The organism is Buttiauxella sp. WJP83, assembly GCF_027594725.1.
GTDB lineage: Bacteria > Pseudomonadota > Gammaproteobacteria > Enterobacterales > Enterobacteriaceae > Buttiauxella > Buttiauxella selenatireducens.
This window is the reverse complement of record NZ_CP110080.1, coordinates 1830738-1853857: the sequence shown is the minus strand read 5'-3', so window position 1 is coordinate 1853857 and position 23120 is coordinate 1830738. Positions and strand designations below refer to the sequence as shown.

Annotated in this window: 20 protein-coding genes; 3 read left to right on the top strand and 17 right to left on the bottom strand. The window is 50.0% G+C overall.

Going from position 1 to position 23120, the window contains the following annotated elements; genetic code table 11:
- Positions 1–153 precede the first annotated feature (153 nt).
- From cheW to flhD, 6 genes are all read right to left on the bottom strand, one after another.
- Positions 154–654 carry a chemotaxis protein CheW gene (gene cheW, locus OH773_RS08595; protein WP_183269610.1) on the bottom strand — a complete coding sequence of 167 codons (501 nt, stop codon included), beginning with the start codon at positions 652–654 and terminating at the stop codon, positions 154–156.
- A 28-nt stretch (positions 655–682) separates the two neighbouring features.
- Entirely contained in the window at positions 683–2659 is a 1977-nt protein-coding gene (gene cheA / locus OH773_RS08590) for a chemotaxis protein CheA (protein WP_270145759.1), read from the bottom strand.
- 10 nt (positions 2660–2669) lie between these two features.
- Positions 2670–3599 (bottom strand): flagellar motor protein MotB, encoded by a 930-nt coding sequence (motB, locus tag OH773_RS08585; RefSeq protein ID WP_183269611.1) that lies wholly within the window; start codon positions 3597–3599, stop codon positions 2670–2672.
- Positions 3596–4489: a flagellar motor stator protein MotA gene (gene motA / locus OH773_RS08580; RefSeq protein WP_183269612.1), complete on the bottom strand. Its 894-nt coding sequence runs from the start codon at positions 4487–4489 to the stop codon at positions 3596–3598. The genes motB and motA overlap by 4 nt, the downstream gene beginning before the upstream one ends.
- A gap of 128 nt (positions 4490–4617) precedes the next feature.
- Entirely contained in the window at positions 4618–5196 is a 579-nt protein-coding gene (gene flhC, locus OH773_RS08575) for a flagellar transcriptional regulator FlhC (RefSeq protein WP_183269613.1), read from the bottom strand.
- A gap of 4 nt (positions 5197–5200) precedes the next feature.
- The gene (gene flhD / locus OH773_RS08570) at positions 5201–5551 is read right to left on the bottom strand and encodes a flagellar transcriptional regulator FlhD (RefSeq protein WP_183269614.1); all 351 of its coding nucleotides are present in this window, start codon (positions 5549–5551) and stop codon (positions 5201–5203) included.
- Between the two features lie 801 nt (positions 5552–6352).
- On the opposite strand from flhD, the gene uspC reads away from it, so the two are divergent.
- Positions 6353–6772 (top strand): universal stress protein UspC, encoded by a 420-nt coding sequence (gene uspC / locus OH773_RS08565; RefSeq protein WP_270144835.1) that lies wholly within the window; start codon positions 6353–6355, stop codon positions 6770–6772.
- Positions 6773–6973: 201 nt separating this feature from the next.
- Here uspC and otsA read toward each other — a convergent pair whose 3' ends face one another.
- The 9 genes from otsA to OH773_RS08520 form a co-directional block, all read right to left on the bottom strand.
- Positions 6974–8398 carry an alpha,alpha-trehalose-phosphate synthase gene (gene otsA / locus OH773_RS08560; RefSeq protein WP_270144833.1) on the bottom strand — a complete coding sequence of 475 codons (1425 nt, stop codon included), beginning with the start codon at positions 8396–8398 and terminating at the stop codon, positions 6974–6976.
- On the bottom strand, positions 8373–9176 hold the full coding sequence (gene otsB, locus OH773_RS08555; protein ID WP_270144831.1) for a trehalose-phosphatase: 804 nt from the start codon (positions 9174–9176) through the stop codon (positions 8373–8375). Before otsB ends, otsA begins: the two co-directional genes overlap by 26 nt.
- Positions 9177–9943: 767 nt before the next feature.
- Positions 9944–10948 (bottom strand): L-arabinose ABC transporter permease AraH, encoded by a 1005-nt coding sequence (gene araH / locus OH773_RS08550; RefSeq protein ID WP_270144829.1) that lies wholly within the window; start codon positions 10946–10948, stop codon positions 9944–9946.
- Positions 10949–10962: 14 nt separating this feature from the next.
- A complete protein-coding gene (araG, locus tag OH773_RS08545; RefSeq protein WP_270144827.1) occupies positions 10963–12477 on the bottom strand; it encodes an L-arabinose ABC transporter ATP-binding protein AraG in 1515 nt (504 codons plus the stop codon).
- A gap of 130 nt (positions 12478–12607) precedes the next feature.
- Positions 12608–13597 carry an arabinose ABC transporter substrate-binding protein gene (locus OH773_RS08540; protein ID WP_270144825.1) on the bottom strand — a complete coding sequence of 330 codons (990 nt, stop codon included), beginning with the start codon at positions 13595–13597 and terminating at the stop codon, positions 12608–12610.
- Positions 13598–13918: 321 nt separating this feature from the next.
- Positions 13919–14476 carry a DJ-1 family glyoxalase III gene (locus OH773_RS08535; protein WP_183269622.1) on the bottom strand — a complete coding sequence of 186 codons (558 nt, stop codon included), beginning with the start codon at positions 14474–14476 and terminating at the stop codon, positions 13919–13921.
- Between the two features lie 45 nt (positions 14477–14521).
- On the bottom strand, positions 14522–15727 hold the full coding sequence (locus tag OH773_RS08530) for a glycoside hydrolase family 88 protein (protein WP_270144822.1): 1206 nt from the start codon (positions 15725–15727) through the stop codon (positions 14522–14524).
- A gap of 16 nt (positions 15728–15743) precedes the next feature.
- The gene (locus tag OH773_RS08525; RefSeq protein ID WP_270144820.1) at positions 15744–17021 is read right to left on the bottom strand and encodes an oligosaccharide MFS transporter; all 1278 of its coding nucleotides are present in this window, start codon (positions 17019–17021) and stop codon (positions 15744–15746) included.
- A 19-nt stretch (positions 17022–17040) separates the two neighbouring features.
- Positions 17041–18873 carry a DUF2264 domain-containing protein gene (locus OH773_RS08520; protein ID WP_270144818.1) on the bottom strand — a complete coding sequence of 611 codons (1833 nt, stop codon included), beginning with the start codon at positions 18871–18873 and terminating at the stop codon, positions 17041–17043.
- Positions 18874–19101: 228 nt separating this feature from the next.
- On the opposite strand from OH773_RS08520, the gene OH773_RS08515 reads away from it, so the two are divergent.
- Positions 19102–19968: an AraC family transcriptional regulator gene (locus tag OH773_RS08515; protein WP_270144816.1), complete on the top strand. Its 867-nt coding sequence runs from the start codon at positions 19102–19104 to the stop codon at positions 19966–19968.
- Between the two features lie 365 nt (positions 19969–20333).
- Positions 20334–20837 (top strand): non-heme ferritin-like protein, encoded by a 504-nt coding sequence (locus tag OH773_RS08510; RefSeq protein ID WP_270144814.1) that lies wholly within the window; start codon positions 20334–20336, stop codon positions 20835–20837.
- Positions 20838–20881: 44 nt separating this feature from the next.
- Here the strand turns inward: OH773_RS08510 and OH773_RS08505 are convergent, their stop codons facing one another.
- Both OH773_RS08505 and OH773_RS08500 read right to left on the bottom strand, forming a co-directional pair.
- Positions 20882–22018 (bottom strand): alginate lyase family protein, encoded by a 1137-nt coding sequence (locus OH773_RS08505; RefSeq protein ID WP_270144812.1) that lies wholly within the window; start codon positions 22016–22018, stop codon positions 20882–20884.
- 10 nt (positions 22019–22028) lie between these two features.
- Positions 22029–23117, bottom strand: a complete 1089-nt coding sequence (locus OH773_RS08500) for an ABC transporter ATP-binding protein (RefSeq protein WP_270144810.1) — start codon at positions 23115–23117, stop codon at positions 22029–22031.
- Positions 23118–23120 lie beyond the last annotated feature (3 nt).

Here is a 23120-nt window from a genome sequence, read left to right as displayed (position 1 = left end):
TTAATAAAGGAAATTTATAAGAAAGGCATTCAAATTCACTACATAAATGAGATCTTAACTAGTGCGGTAAAAGAGAAATGGATTTGAGGAATGACGAAATAAAAACCCCGGCCATAAAGAATAATGACCGGGGCTTAAACTGGATCAGGCTTTTTAGGCTACGCGGCTTACATCATCAATCAGCGCCATCTCTTCGCTATTGAGCAACTTCTCGATATTTACCAAAATCAGCATGCGGTCGCCCAGTGCGCCGAGGCCGGTCAGGTATTCAGTCGACAGCGTCACGGCAAATTCGGGTGCCGGGCGGATTTGTTCAGCGGTCAAAGACAACACATCAGACACGCCATCCACCACAATACCCACCACACGTTGGCCGAAGTTCAACACGATAACCACCGTGTTATCGTTATATTCGACACCATCTTGCGCAAACTTAATCCGCAGGTCGAGGATGGGTACAATCACACCGCGCAGGTTAGTCACCCCTTTGATAAACGCAGGCGTGTTGGCAATACGGGTGACTTGATCGTACCCGCGGATTTCCTGCACTTTTAAAATGTCGATACCGTATTCTTCGTCACCGAGGGTGAAAACAAGGAACTCTTGCCCTACCGTTTCCCCGGTCATTTTTGTCACATTGGTTAATCCAGTCATTTACTTATCCTTTCTCAAATCCGGAGGACTAGGCGGCGTGGCCGGCCATACGTTGTTCACGATTCAAACCTTGCAGCGCTGAAACATCGACAATCAGCGCCACGCTGCCATCACCGAGGATGGTAGCGGCCGAAATACCCGGCACTTTGCGATAGTTGCTTTCGAGGTTTTTCACCACCACTTGATGCTGACCAATCAGTTGATCAACCAGCAGCGCGTAACGTCGCCCGGCACTCTGCAAAATCACCACAATGCCTTGCGTCGCTTCCGTTTTAGCCCCGGCAACATCAAAGACTTTCCACAGCTCAACCAGCGGCAAGTATTCGCCACGCACTTCCAGCACGCGCTCGCCCCCCGCAAGAGGATGTAAGTCATCTTCCTTCGGCTGCAACGACTCCATCACCGCGTTGAGCGGCAGAATAAAGACTTCGTCGCTGACTTTAACCGACATCCCATCAAGAATGGCGAGTGTTAGCGGCAGCATAATGCGGATAGTGGTACCGACATTGGCCTGAGATTTGATTTCGACATGGCCACCCATTTCCTGGATGTTACGCTTCACCACGTCCATGCCCACGCCGCGTCCGGACACGTCAGTGACCTGCTCGGCGGTCGAGAATCCAGGGGCAAAAATCAACATGCCCACTTCGTCGTCTGACATGTTTTCGTGAACGGCCATGCCTTGCGACAGTGCTTTAGCAAGAATACGTTCACGGTTCAGGCCTGCGCCATCGTCGGACACTTCAATGCAGATGTTCCCGCCCTGGTGCTCTGCCGAAAGAATCAAATTACCCACTGCCGATTTACCCGCAGCGAGGCGTTTTTCCGGAGATTCGATACCGTGATCGAGGCTGTTACGCACCAGGTGAGTCAGCGGATCGATAATGCGTTCGATTAAACTTTTATCCAGCTCAGTAGAGCTACCCTGCAACGTCAGTTCGACCTGTTTACCCAGTTTTCCAGCCAGATCACGCACCAGACGCGGGAAGCGGCTGAAGACATATTCCATTGGCATCATACGGATAGACATGACCGATTCTTGTAAATCACGGGCGTTACGTTGTAACTGACCCATGCTGGTAATCAGTTCGCCGTGTTCAACCGGGTCAAGTTCGTTGGAACGTTGGGCTAACATCGACTGCGTGATTACCAGTTCGCCCACCAGGTTAATGAGCTGATCGACCTTTTCAACAGCGACACGGATGCTGCTCGATTCGCTAACACGTGCCGGTTTGTTTTCTTTTTCGGCTCTCGCAGGTGCAGCCACTACCGGCGGCGTGTTGACGGCAACGGGAACGGTTACGATTTCAACGTCTGCGGCTGGGCGAGTTATTGGTAATGGCAGAAACTCGATTTGTTCAGGTTCGATAACAAAACAGAGCACCGCGCTGATGTCATCGGCACTGACGGTGGTTTCTAACGTGGCGGTGACGGAACCCTCACCCTGTTCGACATCGCTTACCGTGCCGAGGTTGGATAGCTCCTCCAGCAACAAATTGCGTTCGCTGGCTTTCAGACCGGTAATGGCAATGCGTAAATGGCCGTCACTGGCAGGCAACACATCAACGGTTTCTTTCTCAACAACCGTTAATTTTGTGGCCGGCGCAGGTGCTTCACCTTTGGCTTCCAGAGCCAGTTGGCGTAACGCTTTGCAGATATAATCGAAACTCTCAGCATCCGGTTCCTGGGAATTTTTATAAGCGTCCAGCTGTTCCTGCATAATATCTTTGGTTTCCAAAAACAGGTTGATGATATCGGTGTTGAGTTGCATCTCACCGCGCCGCGCCTCGTCAAGCAGGTTTTCCATGAGGTGCGTGGTTTCCTGCAAAATGGAGAAGCCGAACGTCCCCGCCCCTCCTTTGATCGAGTGAGCAGCACGAAATATGGCATTCAGCTGTTCTGAATCTGGCGCTTCAGGGACCAGGTTCAGCAGATGTTGCTCCATATCAGCCAGTAACTCGTCGGCCTCGTCAAAAAATGTCTGGTAAAAATCGCTGATATCCATACTCACGCTATCACCTCGTACCGGATTGTGGCGGTAATGTGTTCTGCGCCGGTTCCACGGCTGCAGGTTGTTGGAGAATGCTTAGTGGCTGATTATCGCTTTCTGCGTTTTCGTGCACGATGGCCTCTTCAGCTTGTTTATTCAGTACCAGCAAACTAATGCGTCGGTTGATCGCATCGTCAGGCCCGCGGTTGGTCAGGCGCATAGTGGATGCCATGCCCACGACGCGTAAGACTTTGCCGTCAATAAGTCCGCCTGACATCAGTTCGCGCCGCGAAGCGTTTGCCCGGTCAGCTGATAATTCCCAGTTGCTATAACCACGCTCGCCCATTGCATAGGGCAAATCATCCGTGTGACCCGACAAACTTATTCTGTTAGGAAACTCATTCAGTAATGGCGCGATACTGCGCAAAATATCGCGCATGTAAGGCTCAACTTCAGCGCTGCCGTTCTTAAACATCGGACGGTTTTGGCTGTCGATAATTTGTATCCGCAATCCCTCTTGAACCAGATCTATCTGCAGGTGCGGGCGCAGTGCGCGCAACTTAGGGTCGGCGTCAATCAGTTGATCCAGTTTGTCTCCCAGTCGCTTGAGGCGGCTGGTTTCCATCCGTTTTCTAAGTTCTTCAATATTGGGCTGTCTTTTCACTTCGCCCTGTTGTTGGGTTACGTCATCCCCTCCGCCAGGAATCGGGCTTTGGCTATCAGAAATACGCTGTCCACCGGTAATAGCCGCCGAAAGTGGCGTACGGAAATAGTCGGCAATTTGTGCCAGTTCTTTAGGGCTGGAGATTGAAATCAGCCACATCACCAGAAAAAAGGCCATCATCGCCGTCATGAAGTCTGCGTAGGCAATCTTCCATGAACCGTGCGCGCCGCCGCCGTGGCCTTTGTGCTTGCGTCGTTTTACGACAACAATGGGGCGCGCGTTGTGTTTCATACTTCTTCTTCCGTGGCACGGGCTTGCGCATTCGGCGAACGAACAGCACGCACATGTTCTTCAAGTTCAATGAACGAAGGACGCTCACTGGAATAGAGTGTTTTACGACCAAATTCGACGGCAATAGGCGGCGCGTAACCGTTAAGACTTGAGAGTAATGTGACTTTCACGCACTGCATCATTTTGGTGGTTTCGGCGCTTTTTTGACGTAACACGGTCGCCAGCGGCGAAATAAAACCGTATGCCAGCAAAATACCCAAAAAGGTTCCCACCATCGCGTGTGCAATCAACGAACCCAGCTCGCCCGCAGGACGGTCCGCAGAAGCCAGGGCGTGAACCACCCCCATAACTGCCGCCACAATACCGAATGCCGGGAGTGAGTCACCCATTATTGCCAGGCTATTCGCGGGTATTTCCGCCTCACTTTCGTGGGTTTCAATTTCTTCATCCATCAGCGCTTCAATTTCAAATGAATTCATATTCCCGCTGATGATCAGACGCAGGTAATCAATAATAAAATCCAGCATCAGTGCGTCAGCTAAAATGCGCGGGTAGCTGGCAAATATTTCACTCTCTTTCGGGTTTTCAATATCGCGTTCCAGCGAGAACATTCCCTGCTGGCGTGATTTTGCCATCAGGCGATAAAGCAGCGCCATGAGATCCATATACATGCTTTTGGTGTATTTCGAGCGGCGGAAAAGTAATGGCAACGCTTTTAACGTCGCTTTGATCGCTTTACCGTTATTCCCCACGATAAAGGCCCCCACCCCTGCTCCACCAATGATGATAAATTCAGCTGGTTGATAGAGAGCGCCAAGATGACCCCCGGTCATCATATAGCCGCCGAATACTGTCGCAATAACGACCAGATAACCTATTACAATCAGCACGAGTACATCCTTCTGCTGTTAAATGTGACGAGGAATCACAAATCAGAGGTGATAACAGCCGGGTGCTGGGCAAAAAAAAGCAGCGATAATGGCTTATCGCTGCTGGAGTGTTTATCCACACCGAACTGTTAAACGGCCTGTTTGACCTGTTCATCCAGCAGTTGTGGAATAATATCGGCAGTATTCGTAGAAAGTTTACGTCTTTTTACGGCTCTCGATGGAGGCTGGCACAAACTGCAAGCAAAGCTACCTGCGGGTTGATGTGCATGGGTAATAAAGTTACCCCCGCAGCAGTTGCAGCTGCTCAATTCAAGCATATGGCTTTCAACAAAACGCACCAGTGTCCAGGCGCGAGTCAGTGCTAATAGCGGGCCACCTTCTTGTGCCGGGCACTGTTCGAGATACAGGCGGTAAGCTTTAATGACCGCGTCAACGCCGGAGCATAATCCGGTGCGTAACAAAAACTGCCAGGTGTTACAAAACATGGAAGCATGGATATTTTGCTCCCAGGTCATAAACCAGTCGGTAGAAAAAGGCAGCATACCTTTCGGCGGAGGACTGCCACGGAGCTCTTTATAAAGTTTGATTAGTCTGCCACGGCTTAATTGTGTTTCGCTCTCAAGCATCTGCAATCGAGCGCCTAGCGTGATTAATTCCATCGCCAGTTGTATGTCGCGGGCTTCCTGAACAATACTTTTCTCGCTCATTTTGTTACGCCCTTTTTTTGCGAGATGCCTCGTCTATCGGGGACACCTCATTTAATAAGCGGGTGGATAACAAAATGCCGGTGTGAATTTGCTGTAAATCATCCACACGTGAGTCTTGTGTTAAACGAGTGATGGTTTGGTTATCACTAAAACGGAACTGACAAATCAGTTGATTGGTTTCCGCTAATTTCACCATTTGTGGCAAGGTTAATTCGCTAAGGGTATTTGCCATTTCTTCTGTTACGCCCAAACGAAACATTGCGGAGGGTTTGTCGCCGTTAATAAGGCGCTGCGCAAGAAGTAAATACGACAAATTAATATCGTAGATATGTTTTAACAACTCGGATGTATGCATTTTGTCATCCTGAAAAACTTACTTTTATACATGCGGCTTTACCGCACCCCGTGAGTCGCCGGGAAATCCCGGTTAAAATTAAACCTACCAAAAAAGCTCATTATTTAACCGATAACACGCACTGAAACCACCGATACAAAATGCGGTGGAGACGTCCTTGTAAGTGCGTTTTATCTGAGCGTAAATTTTTTGTAAGAAATTAAGATTTTTCCTAATTCCGCGCAAACTCTACTCGTAGCCTTTTAGACATACAATGCGGGTGCCGACGAATTTTCAAGTTTATGTGACGCAGATCACATATATTTACTTTATGCATCATCCTAAAACATCAGAAAGACTTTTCAATTGAGCGTTTTACGAGCAGATTGGGAATATCCGTTACGATAATCTGGTATTTGGTTATCTTCTGGCTAACAATCTAATGACTTACTCTTCATAACGCGTCCTGACCTTGTCTTAGCCATGTGATTTATATCGCATTTTCCCATTCACCAACAAAAATCCTGACATTATCATCATCTACAGTACACAACACCTTGTAATGCGATGTTTTGTCGATGAAAACGAATAAATCCGCATAGAAAGCGAGTCAGACATAAATGCACAAAAAACAGTACGAAAGTTTGATGGATAAATGACCAATTGATGCATCACATTTTGATTACAACTCTTTTACATTAACGTTGTTAATCTTTTTTCATGAGCAAGCTCACATTTTCTATGGTTACTATCCTTGCGAAGCAACGTCGTTTGATGTAGGAAAATGTTAACCGTCTGGTTATCAGGCAACAGGAGATTGTAATGAGTTACAAACATATACTGGTTGCTGTCGCCATCAGCCCGGAAAGTCATTTATTGGTCGCCCGGGCAGTATCAATAGCTCAACCTGTTGATGGGCAAATCACACTGATTACGCTCGCTTCAGAGCCCGAGCTCTATAATCAATTCGCCGCGCCAATGCTGGAAGACCTTCGGGAATTAATGCTTGAAGAGACACAAATTTTTATTGATGAATTAATCGAGAAAGCTCAATACCCTATTGCACAAACCGTTATTGCTACGGGCGAATTAAGTGAGCACATAATGGCAATTTGTAATAAGGGTTCAGTGGATTTAGTGATTTGTGGCAACCACAATCAAACCTTTTTCAGCAAGATAATTTGCTCCGCGAAGGCTGTGGTGGAGTCAAGCAAGGTGGATGTACTGTTGGTCCCGCTGTGATAAGGGCGATTTAAGATAAGTCATGCTCTTTTAGCGCAATGTATAAGAAAAAATTAGACACACATTACTATTTCACATTGTGCGGATATTTCGATTTCTGGAGCAAAGACCTCTGCACGCGATAAACGAATGTATCAAGGGAGCTTAAAGTAGCTTCCCTGATACATTCTCCTGGGCTCGGCTTACGTGAGTAAAAACGGCTCAGGCCAGCTTAGGAAACGTCGCCACCTTTTTGTCCAAATGAGACTTATCACTGCGTGGCGCCGCCTGCTTTAAATCCCCAATAAACCTCTTTTGCCAGTGATGAATATCGTTCTTCTCAATCACCGCCATCATTTCGCTATGACGTGAAATACGCTCGGCAAGCGGCATCGTTAACGCCCTATCCAGTGCAGCCGCGACTTCATCACGGTCGTAGGGGTTAACGATAAGTGCCGACGACAATTCATGCGCCGCACCGGCAAATTTTGACAACACCAGTACACCTGGATTTGCCGGATCTTGCGCGGCCACATACTCTTTCGCCACCAGATTCATCCCATCGCGCAGCGGTGTGACTAAACCGACATCAGCGTGACGGAACACTTTCATCACCAGTTTGCGGTCAAAGTGCTGATTTAAATAGTACAGCGGCGTCCAACCCAACTGGCCGTATTTACCATTGATGCGCCCCGCTTCGGTTTCCAGCTGGTGACGAATATCCTGATAGGCTTGCACATCGCCACGCGAGGTCGGTGCGATTTGCGTATAACGAATTTTACCGTGATGCTGCGGGAAGTTTTCCAGCAGTGCTTCAAAGGCGAGGAAGCGTTCTGGCAACCCTTTGGAATAATCCAGTCGCTCCACCGAGAAGATATTTTTGATGCTGCCCAGTTCGGCTTTGAGTTGCGCAAGCTTCGGGGGTAACGGCCCTTGAGCATTCTTTTTGATCTCTTGCGGCTCAATACCTATTGGGTAAACCTCGGCACAAAACGTGTTGCCGAACGCCTGATATTGGTTTTTACCCTGATGGTCGAGGCGCGTTTGAGAGGCGACACAATCGAGGAAAGCCTGCCTGTCGTTTTCCGTCTGGAAGCCCAGCAAATCGTATTCACACAGCGCCTCGATAAGCTCTTCATGGGGCGGCAGCGCGTTGAAAATTTCAGGCGTGGGGAACGGGATATGTAAGAAGAAACCGATACGATGATCGAGCCCCTGTTTACGGCATTCCGCAGCAAAAGGCAGCAAGTGGTAGTCATGCACCCACAGGATGTCATCCTGTTCCAGGAGTGGTTGTAACTTGCTGGCTAACAAGGTGTTGACCCGGCGATAGCCTTCCCAGGCTTCACGCTGGAAATCGACCAGGTCCAAACGGTAGTGAAACGCAGGCCAAAGTACGGCATTAGAGAATTGCAGATAATAGCTTTCGTAATCTTCCTGACTGAGATTAAAGGATGCCCAGGTTATGTTGCCGCGTTTGGTCTTTTTTAAAGCAGCGTCGGGGTCACCCACCTCGCCGCTCCAGCCAAACCATAATCCACCCGCCGTTTTTAAGGCGCCTAAAATGCCCACCGCCAGGCCACCGGCACTGGTTTTTTTATCATCCGGTGGTGCAATGCGATTAGAGACTACCACTAAGCGACTCATAATCTTCTCCCCGTGAAATGGCTGACTTTTGTTGTTCTATGTGATGCGTTAATTTTCCAAGCCAGTGATAAACCATGCGAACATTTGCCAGTCGATAGTGGGCAATGGTTTCACCACTACCGACTTTAATGGTCAACCCGCCCAGCGCATTGACCTGTTTAAACCCCGCCTCATCCGTGAGGTCGTCCCCTATAAAGACTGGGGTTTTACCCGCAAAGGGCGCTTCCTGCATAAAGGCACGGATCGCGGCACCTTTATCGATTCCCAACGGTTTCAATTCCACAACACATTTCCCCGGCTGCAGCGCCAGTTCGGGATAGCGCAACGTCATCGACTGTGCCAATTGTAAGATTGCATCTGCCGCCTCGGGTGCATGGCGATAATGGAGCGCAAAGGCCATGCCCTTGGCTTCTAAATCCGTACCCGGAAACTGCAATAGCGCTTCAGTTAATTGTTGCTGGAGTGCAGACACAACAGGCTCAGGCAGGGTCACAACGTGGGTTTTATCATTGATGTCACGGCGCTCAGCGCCATGCACTCCCGCAAGCGGGAAGTGAAATGGCGTCGCGAGTTTATCGAGCTCAGCCATTGAGCGCCCTGAAATCAATGCCAGTGCCCCATCGTTCATCATCGAGATTTTTTGCAGCAACGTACGCACTGCGGCCGGAATGGTGACTTGATCCGGGTGCGGTTTGATTTCTGCAAGCGTGCCATCGAGGTCAAAGAAAAAGGCAAGGTTTCCTGAAAGTAGAGGTGGTACAGAAGATACATCAGCCACCAGCGGCTCCTCCTTACACAGTTAATCTCGCCACCGTAACGGTAACGAGTGATGATGATTAGCCATGTAAGTATAGACAGGGTGACGGGGGTCGCAATTTTCCAGGAATAATCGGGGGGATGTCGCCAGTGGCGAAGGTATGACCTGTCAGGGTGAAATCTGCAAGCTTTGCAGGCCTTCCGTTCACCCGCGCGTTGGATTATCCCTGCAACCGTTGTGAACGGTGAACGTGCCAGGAGGGTTACGCCACCCTCCTGGCGACCTCGGCGCCCGGTTTTAAATTGCCGCTTCGCGGTAAACCCCAGCTTATCCCCAACGTTCAGGGTCGTTCGCGACTCGCTCCCGGCGATCGCTCACTGGCGTGGTTCCCGACCACGCCCCCCTGACTAATGGGGAACGCAGGGGCAATTTATACCTGGAATAAGGTCAAAACCGATTTGGCATTTGACCTTAGGTTTTGACGTTGACTTTGGACCCGGCTTAAATCGCGCCGATTTTTACCCTTCAGTCGGGGTTGAGCCGCCGGGAGCGGCGAAAGAGAGCGATCGTCGGGAACGAATCGCGAACGACCGCGAATGTTGGGTAAAAAACGGTGTTTACCGCGAAGCGGCAATTTAAAGACCGGGCGCCGGGGTTGCCAGGGGGCTGGCGTGAGCCACCTGGCACGTTCACCGTTAGCAACGGTTAAAGAGATAGTCAGCCGTCCGGGTGAACGGAAAAACAGCAAACTTACAGATCTCACCCTGACAAGCAATGAGCGAGCACGCTTATACACTCCGTTTCGCTTTCTGCTTGTAACGGTCAAAAATAACCGCCGCCAGCAGAATCAACCCACGCACCACATATTGCGAGAAAGGCGAAATGTTCAGCAAGTTCATGGCATTTTCTACGGTGCCGAGAATCAAAATACCGGCAATCACGTAGGAAATTTTACCAATCCCCCCTTTCAGCGATACGCCCCCCAACACACAGGCTGAAATCACAATCAACTCGTAGCCAATCGAGGTCATCGGCTGGCCGCTGGTCATACGCGAAGCAAGGATTATCCCCGCTGCGGCCGACACTAACCCGGAGAGAATAAAGATGATGATTTTGGTACGCACCACCGGCACACCCGCCAGACGCGCCGCCTCCTCATTGCCGCCAATTGCCAGTGTGTTACGGCCAAAGGTGGTTTTATTGAGCAAGAAACCAAAGATAATCAGGCAGACCACCGTCAACCAGATTGGTGCAGGCAGTCCAAACCAGTTGGCATAACCCAGGGTAAAGAAGCGCTCATCTTCGATACCGACCGCTTTACCGTCCGAAATAATGTATGCCAGTCCGCGTACAATCTGCATGGTGGCAAGTGTGGTAATCAGCGCGTTGATTTTAAGCCTGGCGATAACAAAACCGTTGACCAGGCCACTTAACACACCCAGCAATAATCCTGCCGCCACGCCAATCCACAGGCTTTCGGTCATATTGATAACTACCGCCGTGGTGACCCCAGCACAGGCAATCACTGAGGCGACGGACAAGTCGAAATCACCTGATGCCAGGCAGAACAACATGCCACAGGCCACCATTCCCGACATCGAAATGGCCAGCCCCAAGCCCTTCATATTCACGAAAGAAGAGAAATTGGGCACGAAAATGGCGCAGGCGATAAACAGCACCGCAAACACCACCAGCATGCCGTAGTTGTCCCAAATGCGACCGAGACTCAGAGACGACTTTTTCTTGTTGTCGCCCGATGATGTATTTGTTGAAGATGGCGTTAATGCAGACATTTTTCTCTCCTTACTCATGCAGCAGATGCGCTGGTTTTTGGCATCGCGAGACTCAGTGCTTGCTGTTCATTGGCTTCGCCATGGTGCAATTCACCGGCTATTTCCCCTTCGCGCATCACAATGATGCGATCGGCAAGCCCTAACACTTCAGGCAAATCGCTTGACGCAAACAACACCGCTACACCCTGTTCGGCCAGGGCATAAATGACGTTATAGATTTCGTGTTTAGCACCAACGTCGATGCCGCGTGTAGGCTCATCGAGCAAAATCACTTTCATCTCCTCTGACAGCCAGCGTCCTAAAATCGCTTTTTGCTGGTTACCGCCGGAAAGATTCATGATCAGTTGTTCCGCTGAAGGGGTTTTGATATTCAGGGAGCGAATGTGTGACGCCGCGTTGTCCGCTTCCCAGCGGTTATTAATCAGGCAACCTGCGCTGATATGTTTGCGCCGCGCACTGATATTGATATTGTCGCGCACCGAGTGCACCGGAATGATGCCGTCTGCTTTACGGTCTTCCGGGCACAGCATCATGCCAGCACGAATTGCGTCGGCGGGTTTGTTGATGTTTATCACTTCGCCATCAATCTGCACGCTGCCGTCGGTGATGCGCGTACCGCCAAACATCCCTTTCATTAATTCACTACGTCCAGCCCCCACCAAACCAAACAGCCCAACGATTTCACCACGGCGGACCGTAAGCGAAATCGGAGTGCGTACACCCGGGGCTTTTACGTCCACAAGTCGCAAGCGCTCAGCGCCATGCTCACGCGGTTTCCAGCCGTAAATATCACCCAGATCGCGCCCGACCATCGCCTGCACCAGCGAGTCATGATTGACCTGCTCCATATCATCAAACGTGCGCACGTAACGCCCATCTTTAAACACGGTAATCGCGTCACTGAGGGCGAAAATTTCTTCCATACGATGCGAAACGTAGAGGATGACACGACCTTCGGCGCGCAATTCACGGATCACGCGGAACAAGTTGTCGATTTCACGGCGCGACAGCGAACTGGTCGGCTCATCGAAGGCGATTACTTTTGCATTGCGCGCCAGTGCTTTGGCGATTTCCACCATCTGCCACTGGCCGATGGACAAATATTTGAGCGGTGTGGACGGATCAATATCCAGCCCAAGATGTTCAAGCTGCAATTTCGCTTCGTAATTCAATAGCGAACGGTTCACAAAACCTGCTTTATGCGGCAGTTGCCCGAGGTAAATATTTTCGGCTACCGACATTTCCGGTATCAGGTGGAGTTCCTGATAAATAATCGCCACGCCAGCATTGAGTGCGGCGGGCGTATCGGCAAAAGTGACCTCTTCGCCACGCAGGACGATGCTGCCTTCACTCGGCGCGTAGTTCCCGCTGAGGATCTTCAGAAGCGTTGATTTTCCTGCGCCATTCTCCCCCATCAAAGCGTGAACTTGCCCGGCATAGCAGTCGAAACTGATGTCCTGTAAAGCTTTCACGCCGGGGAAGGTTTTGCCTATACCACGAAAAGAGAGATACGGAGTGTGCTGTTGCATGATTGACCCTTTGCTTTACCCAGGGTTGAACGACTGACCACCGGTGGGTGGATGGCACTCAGATTGATCCACTTTACGGTTCGGGCTTGTAGAGTGGATAAACACAGTGTCATCCACCGCGTTTCGGAGATTACTTACCGCCGAGGCCTTTTTTCGCCAGCTCTTCTTTAAAGTTATCACGCGTGATCAGCACCACGTCGGTCACTTCGGTGAATTTCGGTGGTTCAGCGCCTTTCGTCACCCAGTTGTAGAGCATTTCGCTGCTCTTATAACCGTGAACGTCCGGGCTTGGCAGCAGCGAGCCGTAGAAACCGGTCGCCTGAGCTTTCGACAGTTCGCTTACCGCATCAACACCGTTGATACCTACGCCAATCACATCCGGCGCTTTAAAGCCCTGGCCTTCTGTAGCGCGCACGCCGCCCAGTACGGTGTTGTCATTCATGCCGACAATCAGCCAGTGTTTCACTTCTGGATGTTGCACCAGCATTGAGTTTGCCGCATCGAATGCCCCAGGGATGTCGTTAGATTTGGTCGGCACTTTGTAGATTTGTTTTTCCGGGAAACCGGCGGCTTTCAGGGCGTCCATCGAGCCAGAAGTCCGGCGACGAGCCGTGTCGAGTTCATCCGCTGTGATCGCCATGACCGCTGACTCTTTCACGTCCCAGCCACGTTTTTGCATCTCTTTGTACAGTTCTTGTCCCTGACGTTCGCCGATTTTGGTTGCTGCCATCATCACTAACGGCACGGTTTCCATCGGCGCACCTTTGGCGGTCACGAACTGGTCATCCACGGCAATCACTTTCATGTTGTAGCTTTTTGCTTTAGCAACGATCGCGGAGCCGAGTTTGGGATCAGGCGTACAAATCACAAAGCCTTTCGCGCCACTGGCGGCCAAGCTGTCGATGGCGTTCAGCGTTTTCTCGCCATCGGGAACCGCAATCTTAATCACTTCAAAACCGAGATCTTTCCCCGCTTTATCGGCAAACTTCCACTCGGTCTGGAACCACGGTTCTTCTGGCTGTTTCACCAGAAAACCGAGCTTCATGGTTTCTGCAATAGCGGATTGTGACATAACCGCAGCGATGCCAATGGCCGCCAGCGCTTTAGTAAATTTGTGCATGTGTACTCCAGCTCAATTTTATTATCTGTAGGGTAAGGTTTAGTTAAAACAAGCCATTAGCCGTGTGGGCTTTTACTTTCTGGGCTGAAGTAGTTGTAGCGGGAAATTAATAATCCATAGGAGAGCCGAATCACACAGCAGAAATACAGTAAAACCGTGCATGTATTCAGCCATTAAAGACATAAAAACAGGGTGAAATGTCGGACAAATAAAACCGCGATTAGCAAGTTTGTCCATAAAATTAGCGAGGAAGTGGATAATGCGATCTATAACTAAAAGGCGGGTAAAGCCTTGCGCTTTCCCGCCAACGTTCTGGGCCTGTCACCACGGATAATAAATATGATCCGCGTGGTCACGTGCCGGGGCTTCATCCCCTTCCAGTCGAGCTGCCACGGTCAGGGCAAAATCAAATACTTTACCCAGTCCTCTGCCGCTAATCAGGTTACCGTCTTCAACCACGTCGGCGTCGACATATTCCCCGTCGGTTACCTGCTGCCATAAATCACCGGAACAGACATAACGGCGTCCTTTCAGCAAACCATTACCGCCCAGTACGCGCGCCGCTGCGGAACAAATTGGGCAGATGAATTTGCCCAGTTCGTCATGACGGCGCACAAAAGCAATCACACTCTCACTGCCAGCCAAAAAGACGCTGCCTGCCGGGCCGCCTGGCAATACCACCGCATCAAAGGTTTCATCAAAACATTCACTTAAAGTGGCATCGGCCACCATCGGAATATCGTGGTAACTGACCACTGCACGGGTATCCACGCATGACAGTGTGCGCACTTCAATTTTCAGGCGACGTAAAATATCAATAGTGACAATGGCTTCCCCTTCTTCAAAACCAGGGGCCAACAGGACTGCAACGGTTTTCATCTCGACTCTCCATGTTGCCCCCGCATTACCGCGGGGGCGAAATATTTACCAGTAAAGATTCCATACCTGGCGCACGCGTGTCAGTGCTTCAAGGTAGAAATAGTCTCCCCAGCTACAGCACTCATCAACGCCTTTGCCGCTTGCCATGTGATAAACCGAGTGTTTCAGCAAACCTTCACATGCTTCGTCGTCACGCGCCAGATAGTTATCGGTCAGTGATTCGATGATACGCAGCGCCATCTCTTCGTAATGAGCGCGATGCTCGTCTTGCACTGGCAACGCTTTAATCAGCTCAAGCAAACCACACGCCGTAATTGCAGCAGCAGAGCTATCGCGAACCGCGTCGGTCCCCAGCAACGCCAGATCCCAGTGGCAAACATCATCTTCTGGCAAACGGTTGATGAAGTAGTGTGCAAGCTTACGGCTCAACTCCACCATGCTCTTGTCGCCGGTATACAGGTAGCTCAGCATAAAGCCATAGATGCCCCATGCCTGCCCACGTGACCAGCATGAGCTGTCACTGAAACCCTGGTGTGTATTGCCAAAGCGTGGTTCGCCGGTATTCACATCCATATAGAAGGTGTGGAAGGTGGACGCATCCGGACGGACGATATACTTCGCAGCCTGCTGTGCGTGCGCCGTTGCCGCTTCTGCATAACGCGCATCACCGGTTTGCTGGCTTGCCCAATAAAGCAGCGGGAGGTTCATATTACAGTCAATAATCATCCGGCCCTGTTGTTCTGGATCATTCAAATCCCCCCACGCCTGAATGATTTTGGCCACCGAATTGTAACGTTCCATTAATACGTCAGCCGCATGCAGCGCCGTTTGACGAGCTTCTTCATTGCCGGTTAAACGCCAGGCATTGACGCAAGACAATGTATACAGGAAGCCCAAGTCATGGGTCGCGGTATCGATACGGTTTTCGATACGTTCAGCATACGAAGGCAGATAACGTTCGGCAGCCTGACGGTATTTATCATCCCCGGTCATCTCCCAGGCAAGCCACAGCTGGCCGGTCCAAAAACTGGTGGTCCACTCAACGTTACCGGAAGGCTGCCATTTGCCGCCTTCACAGTTTTCATTCGGGAATTTGTCACCGAACGCGGCGATGTTTTTATCCAGTTTTTTGGTGACGCTCTGTAAAGCAGCATCCAGTTTGCGATTCAGTGCCAGACGGTCAACCTGGTGCAGTTCAATCGGGCGCAGTGCCTCGGTCACGACTTTTTCAGTGACAGGTGTACGGGTCATAACGTCTCCTAACATTTTATTTAGCGGGTTCTACCGGAGCAGAATTTAAAGCGGGTGTAAGAAAGCTGGATTCATCGCGTTTTGACTGACAACGTGACAGTGTGAAAGCAGAGATGAAAGTGAATACCAGGGCACAGCTTCCCATGATTAAGTAGGTGTTCCCGAAGCCAATTTTGTCGTACAGGTAGCCTGCTGGCGGCGCCACAACCACAGAGCCGACGTAGAGCATTGCCTGGTAACCCAGCAAATACATGGTGGCGTTGATTTTCTTATCGAAATGCTCCGCAATGTATTTGAATACCGAGATAAGCAGCAGTGAGATCTCAATACCGTATAACGGTTTGATAATCGAAATAACCAGTGGGTCCGTTGCCAGTCCAGAAGCAATCAGGCGTGCACCGACCACAATACCGCAGAACAACAGGCCTTTTTTGGCACCAAAATAGTTAACCAGCAAGGGGATGAACATCATCATCACAAATTCAGTGCCGGACTGTACGGTGCTCAGGTAACCGTACCAGGCATTGCCCTGCTCTTTGGTTTCAAAGAATGAAACGAAATAGCGTGGGAATTGCTGTTCAGCGATAAACATCATCCATGCCACACCCGCGACATACAGGCTGAACATCCAGAACTTTCTGTTTTTCATCAACATCAGCACATCGGTAAACACAATTTTGTTTGATGAAATGATGCTGTTATTACGCAGTTGCTCATCACCAATCTTGAGGCTAACCAACACCAACAACATCAGGACGGAAGTCGTACTACTGACGAGAAAGTTTGCCAGCGGCGTGTAGTTGAACAGCAAGCCAGAAACCGAAGCCGCCATAGCCCAGCCAAGCGAGCCCCACATACGAATACGACCAAACTCAAGACCATACAGACGGCTAAAGCGGTCAGCATAGGATTCGGACGCGGCCACACCGGCATACCACCCCAGACTCAGGTAGATGGCACCAATGAAGATCCCCACCATGGTGTGAGAGAGTAATAACGGCTGATAGACGAAGGCAAAGAACGGTGCCATCAGTGCCGATACGGCGCAAACACCGTACAACAGCCACTTGCTCATACCAATTTTGTCCATGATGTAGCCGTAGACTGGCTTCATCAGGACGGCAAAAACGCCGTTGATGGCAAAAACGCTACCGATTGTAATGCTGTCCAAACCGACTTTTTGGCTCAGCCACAGGGCATACAGCCCGAAGCTTGAAGACCAGGTAAAGAAGTAGAGAAAAATAAAGCTGCTCATTTTTATTTGAGCGGTACGCGTGATTGACGACTTGTTCATCGATATTTCTCCTGGAGCATCACGGCAATTTATGTAACGTGATGTGCTTTTCATGACTGCCCATCACCACGCTGACCACACCCTCGCGGATCTCGGCTTGTGGGCATGAATGTGGGTCAAACGCGCTTGCATCACCCGCCCAAACGGCGCTGATCAGCATGTGTGTCCCGACAGTCAACTCACCGCGTAGCAACGGAATAGCGGCCCGTTCAGCAAACAACAGGTTGCTGTTTGGTGGTGTCACCACCTGCTCGCCGCGACGCGGTTGCGGGCTTAAACAATAAACGGCGCTAATATCATCCTGCGTTGTCACCTGGCACACCGCCTGCGCTGCCTGAACCTGTGGCAGTGGACGGTTAGGCACACTAAACCCGCCTTCAACGGCATCCAGTTCACGCGCAGTTTTGAGGTGGTGGACGCGCACTTGCCAGTCGCCCAATGGCAACAACCAGGTGTCGATAGTCACATCACTCCACGGCTGCCAACGGCTGTAAATCATGCCATCGGCGGTGGTGACGCTCTCGCAATCGCGACGTCCACGCCAGTAATCGTCTTTCTCCGATAGCAGCAGCATCGAATCCGGCGCGGCATGATTAAGCCCGTAACGGCCACGCTCAATGGTGAAACCGTAGCGTGTGGAGTAGGCAAATTTGCAGTATTTGGCTTCGGTATTAACGAAGTTGTTCAGCTCAAGCTGCCCGGAAGTCAGCATCCATAAATGGTTAGGCTGATGAACCAGAATTTGCGCAGCATGAGGAATGCTATGGTGCGCATCACGCGGTGGCAGCGGCAATTCTTGCGCCTGCCAGAATGCATCTTCTTCGCCTAACGCCATAACCAGCATGATTTTAAGCCCCCAGTACGGAGAGCCTGGCGCGTTGTAATCTTCTGCCATGATCAGGTTTGGATAGCTGTAACCGACACTCAGCACCCCATCTCTGTCGAACATCGGTTGTTGCAGCCACCAGCGCAAGTGGCGCATCACAATGCCCTTCACCACGCCCGGCTCGAAGACTTCAAGCCCAGCAAACGCGGCTGCACTCCAGAATGCTGCCTGCGCGAAGCGATAGGTCATGCTGCGGCCAAAGGGAATGGCGGAACCGTCGTCAGCAAAGAAATGGATAAAGTCGGTGGCAAACAGAGCCGCACGTTCACGAAGTTTTTTGCAGCGCTCAGGGTCCACGTCCGCCATTAATTTGGCGTAGATCAACCCATAGAAATGGAAGCCCATCGAGATGTAGTAATCGCGTGGACGCCCCGGTCCGTCTGAATACCAGCCATCACCAAGGTAGTAACGCTCCATCGCGGCAAAATGCGTTTCCAGCGCATCAGCATTGGTTGGCATTTCGCAATGATGAAAACCGACCTGCACCAAAATCGGGAAGAAATGCCAGTTGTTATCTGGAATCGCCTGGTTTTCACTTTGCTTTAACCACTGCCAAAGATGCTGCTTTTCTTGTTCATTGAAGTGCGCCAGCAGCGGTTTATGAGCGACCGCCAGCAACAATCCGTAAGCGGCCATTTCTACAATGCGCTGGTCGCAAGGGTCAACTTCGCCCCAGTAATCCGCGTGTTCCGGGTTAGTTCCGTTTTTAATCGCCTGAATATAGAAAGAGAAATGCTCAGGCTCATGCCCACCCGCCAGTAATGGAGTGACACCCCACAGCAAACGCGAGAAGGTTTCCATATTGGCAATTTGCTGGCCGTAATGTGCAGTGAAATTAGCAAGATCAACACGACTGGCGTCTTTTTTAAAGAATGGCGAAACGGCATTCAATAATTCATTGACCAGTTTTTGGAGATCGCCCCTGCTTTCCAGGCGATTGTTTAGTGTGATGTTAATAGGTTGCAAGATGCCCTCCCGTTAAAACGAGAATATTGTAAGTTATTGATATTCATATTTACTGAGCGCTAACACTTCGCGTTGACACACAGAGTAGTCGCTTTTAATCACGACACCGAGTGAGCCACATCACAAAAATAAACCGCCATTTCAATTTTGCTGGCTTTTTCTATTTATCAGGTGAATAAATTACAAATGATGGCGTAAAAACTTAAATCTATTGTCCTGGAGTGGGAAATGAGTGAAGCACAATTAATGGAGCGAATTACGCTTGATAGCCAGGTTATCTCATTTCACCGCCTACGGGCATCCAGCGCACAGTATTACCACTGGCATCAATGCGTTGAATTTCTTTATATCTCAAGTGGATACGGCATAGTTGTCGTGGATAATCAGCATTACACTGCGCGACCAGGCCGATTGTTTATCTTCCCGCCGTTCCGCTTACATAAAGTGCATGTCGACGCGAGCGACAAAAACCAGTACCACCGTACGACGATGCATATCGAGCATTCCTCGGTGATCTCCACTCTGCAGGCCTTTCCGCGGCAGCAAGCGCAATTTTCTGCCCTTGCCGCCACTAACGTCCCCGCTCAGGTTTACGATTTGAGTGAACAGGCTGCATTTATGGAGGTGATCCTCAGCAAGTTCGACAAGCTGGACCCGACCGCCCACTCAACGGCCAGTGATGTTGCATTAATGGTGATGCAGATAATGACGTTTCTCCCCGAGCAGCCACAGGCATTTTTTCCACAGCAACAAACGGCTGCATCGCAAATCATGCAGTGGGTGGAGAACAATTACAGCGAGAAATTTTCACTGGATGAGCTGGCAAAGTCTGTCGGCTTATCGCGTAGCTACACTTCGCGTATTTTTCGCCAACAGACCGGGGGCAGCATTCATGAGTATTTGTTAACCCGGCGTCTTAAGAAAAGCTGCGATCTGCTGCGCACATCACCTTTAAGCGTTGACGCCATTGCACAGGAAGTGGGGTTTATTGAGGTCACTTATTTCATCACCTGCTTCAAGAAGATGATGAATCAAACCCCGTTGCAGTACAGAAAACAGTCGCGAGCGAAATTATCCGATGAGTTGAAAATATGATCTAACACAATAAAGCATCTATTTGATATTTTGCTATTACGGGACGAGTCACAATTTTCATCATTATATTTAAGTTGCCACCAATATAATTTCGACATGAAAATTATTTTCTTTTTACTTTTTATTATTTCACAGAAAATCAATTTGAAAATTAAAGTAAAAACAGAAAATTAACAATTCCATCGATAACTCAAAAGAGGTATTGTTGATATTAGTGCGTTCATGAGACACGAAAACACCATGAATGCAATGCTGTTGTTTTATCTGGTAATTATAGAGATTCCCCCTTCCTTCATCGTTATTGAAATTCTGGTACGACTTTTATTCCAGGCTTAACTGATGTTCACGTCAAAAAGGAAAAGATGATGACCACATCCGGAATGGTCCAAAGACTTAACTTACAGATAAACCGTGACTTTTGTTCCTCAAACCTTTATTTACGCCTCAGCGCCTGGTGCTCAGAAAAGAGTTTAACCGGTACTGCGAATTTCTTGCGAGGCCAGGCACAAAGTAACGTGACGCAAATGATGCGCGTATTTAATTTCATGAAACAAGCAGGTGGCACCCCCATTGTTGGCGCATTAGATACTCAACACTGTGAATGCAACTCTTTAGAAATGCTGTTTGAACAAACACTGGAGGATCATCACCAGCGTTGCGTGACCTTATCGAAACTCACCGCTGAAGCGACCGACCTGAAAGATTACCCTACACTCACCTTCCTTAAAACCGTCGATCGGGAACAACAAGAAGAAGGTGTGTTGCTGACGACTATTCTCGACGAAGTGCGTAGCGCCCATAAAGCCGGCCTGTGTATGGCCCAGACCGATGAGCATTTAACGAATCTCGTCAATCACCAGCAACATTAATCCCCTTAGGGTCGGGTGTACCCGACCTCTATTTAAGCGTTGTGTTACGCGCACCACATCAGTTGTTCACGCATACTCAAGGTATTTTCCGGGAAGCTGGCCAGTACAGTTTTATAGCGTGTTGCCTCTTTTGGAAGCCCTCTTATCGATTGCAACAAAATACGCAACGCGCTATCCCAGACGATGCCTTGTAAATCGCTATACGGCCATAAATCTGGGTCAGCGATAAACGGCATCAAATAATCGATACCGAGTTTCACGCTTCGGCCATCCTGCACCATATTCCAGCGATCGAACTCGACATGTTCTGCGTAGCGATTTAACAACAAATGCGCTTCGAGGTTAAACAAGGAATAGTGGAACGGCACAGGACGTTCCAGTTCCATGGTCTGTTTACCTTCCTGATCGATTTGCGCCGCCATACGTTGCGTTATTCCCTGCTGGATAATGCGCGCTACTAGCCCTTTATCACCATAAAACAGGGCATTAGCCGCACGCTGCGCGTCATACCAGGTGCCGTGGTTGTTATGCCAGACATATTCAGAGTGACCAACATCGCTGTAATACATCCAGTGGTTAAAGTCCCTGAACCATTGGTGCAAACCAATAATATCGTCGGTATCCAGTACGCCGGCGTCGCTGATCAAACCCACGGTATCAATCACCATCCACAACAGACGCGTATCAATAAGCCCTGTGCCACGGCCAGAAACAATCCCAGGAATGGCCTGGCCGTAATTCAGATGCGGATTCATGCGAGTCTGTTCAGCGAGGAACCAGCACTTGATCTGTTCCGCCGCAGCCTGAGCATATTTGCGTTCACCGGTAAAATACCAGGCAAGGCCTAATGTCAGGCACCGTTCACACATGCGAATAATACGCGTGGTGTCGGTATCATTATTTTGACATTGCGGGTTGGTATGCCCGTCGCGGCGAATATAGGGCAGCCCGTTTGGCCTGCGCGGATTAGGCCACCAGTATGTTCCCAGGCTGTAGTAATCATGGGGATCGCCACTCACCGGGCGCAATTTTTTATGCACCACGCTTTCTGTGGGCTGGCCACGGAGTTTATCCGCCTCACTGACCAGTTGCCCCAGCGCCAGCTGTAAAGGAGAAAAAGGCTGCTGTAAGCCACGGCGGGCATTTTCAAGACACGCCACATCGAGAGTATACAACTTCATTTATTGCTCCTTACTGGCACGCGATACGTTGCCCGCTTTCAGCATCAAAAATGTGGATACCGGTCACCCTGGGTTGCAGCCATACCGTTTCGCCTTCCTTAACATTTAAGCGCTGTTTAAACACCGAGGTGAATGAACCACCTCCTGTGTTACAGAACAACTGCATATCAGAACCGGTATTTTCGATGGCGGTGATGGTCGCTTTTAGCGCCCCACTCTGCTCCTCTTCACTCACGACATTGACCTGCTCCGGACGAATCGCGTAAACCACATTTTGCTGCGGCTTCACCTGTATGCCCGGTGGCAAGCTTAATAACGAGCCGTCGGCAAGGCGTAACATCATCTCGCCGTTATGTAGCGCCACTTCACCTTTTAGCTGATTGATTTCCGGCGAGCCGATAAACCCGGCAACGAACAAATTGGCTGGACGGTCATATAACTCCAGCGGGCTGCCCACCTGTTCAATGCGCCCTTCGCGCAGCACAACAATCATCTGCCCCATGGTCATCGCTTCGATTTGGTCGTGCGTCACGTAGACAGACGTGGTTTTCAGGCGGCGATGCAGTTCACGGATTTCCCCACGCACCTGAGTACGCAATTTTGCATCAAGGTTAGACAGCGGTTCATCGAACAAAAATACCTGTGGATTACGCACGATGGCACGGCCCATCGCCACACGCTGACGCTGACCACCGGAAAGATCTTTCGGTAAGCGATCTAAAAGTACGCCTAACCCGAGCAAGTCTGCGGCGGCCTCCACTTTTTGGCTGATTTCCGCCTTCGGAAGCTTCGCCATTTTGAGTGCAAAGCCCATGTTTTCGCGCACGGTCATCTGCGGATAAAGCGCATAACTCTGGAATACCATCGCGATGTCACGAAGCTTTGGTTCAACGTCAGTCACATCCTTTTCGTTAATACCCACCTGGCCGCCGGTTATCTCTTCCAGCCCGGCAATCATGCGCAGCAATGTTGATTTACCGCAGCCACTTGGGCCAACCAACACACAGAATTCACCGTCTGGAATCGTCAATGAAACATCTTTAATAACATGTACATCGCCATATGATTTACAGACATTTTTCAATACTACGGAACCCATTTG

Coding starts and splice junctions, on each gene's coding strand:
- OH773_RS08515 (WP_270144816.1), top strand. CDS start 19,102: ATGAGTGAAGCACAATTAATGGAGCGAATTACGCTTGATAGCCAGGTT.
- cheW (WP_183269610.1), bottom strand. CDS start 654: ATGACTGGATTAACCAATGTGACAAAAATGACCGGGGAAACGGTAGGG.
- uspC (WP_270144835.1), top strand. CDS start 6,353: ATGAGTTACAAACATATACTGGTTGCTGTCGCCATCAGCCCGGAAAGT.
- OH773_RS08525 (WP_270144820.1), bottom strand. CDS start 17,021: ATGAACAAGTCGTCAATCACGCGTACCGCTCAAATAAAAATGAGCAGC.
- flhD (WP_183269614.1), bottom strand. CDS start 5,551: ATGCATACATCCGAGTTGTTAAAACATATCTACGATATTAATTTGTCG.
- OH773_RS08540 (WP_270144825.1), bottom strand. CDS start 13,597: ATGCACAAATTTACTAAAGCGCTGGCGGCCATTGGCATCGCTGCGGTT.
- motB (WP_183269611.1), bottom strand. CDS start 3,599: ATGAAACACAACGCGCGCCCCATTGTTGTCGTAAAACGACGCAAGCAC.
- otsA (WP_270144833.1), bottom strand. CDS start 8,398: ATGAGTCGCTTAGTGGTAGTCTCTAATCGCATTGCACCACCGGATGAT.
- OH773_RS08510 (WP_270144814.1), top strand. CDS start 20,334: ATGACCACATCCGGAATGGTCCAAAGACTTAACTTACAGATAAACCGT.
- araG (WP_270144827.1), bottom strand. CDS start 12,477: ATGCAACAGCACACTCCGTATCTCTCTTTTCGTGGTATAGGCAAAACC.
- OH773_RS08505 (WP_270144812.1), bottom strand. CDS start 22,018: ATGAAGTTGTATACTCTCGATGTGGCGTGTCTTGAAAATGCCCGCCGT.
- OH773_RS08535 (WP_183269622.1), bottom strand. CDS start 14,476: ATGAAAACCGTTGCAGTCCTGTTGGCCCCTGGTTTTGAAGAAGGGGAA.
- flhC (WP_183269613.1), bottom strand. CDS start 5,196: ATGAGCGAGAAAAGTATTGTTCAGGAAGCCCGCGACATACAACTGGCG.
- cheA (WP_270145759.1), bottom strand. CDS start 2,659: ATGGATATCAGCGATTTTTACCAGACATTTTTTGACGAGGCCGACGAG.
- OH773_RS08530 (WP_270144822.1), bottom strand. CDS start 15,727: ATGACCCGTACACCTGTCACTGAAAAAGTCGTGACCGAGGCACTGCGC.
- OH773_RS08500 (WP_270144810.1), bottom strand. CDS start 23,117: ATGGGTTCCGTAGTATTGAAAAATGTCTGTAAATCATATGGCGATGTA.
- araH (WP_270144829.1), bottom strand. CDS start 10,948: ATGTCTGCATTAACGCCATCTTCAACAAATACATCATCGGGCGACAAC.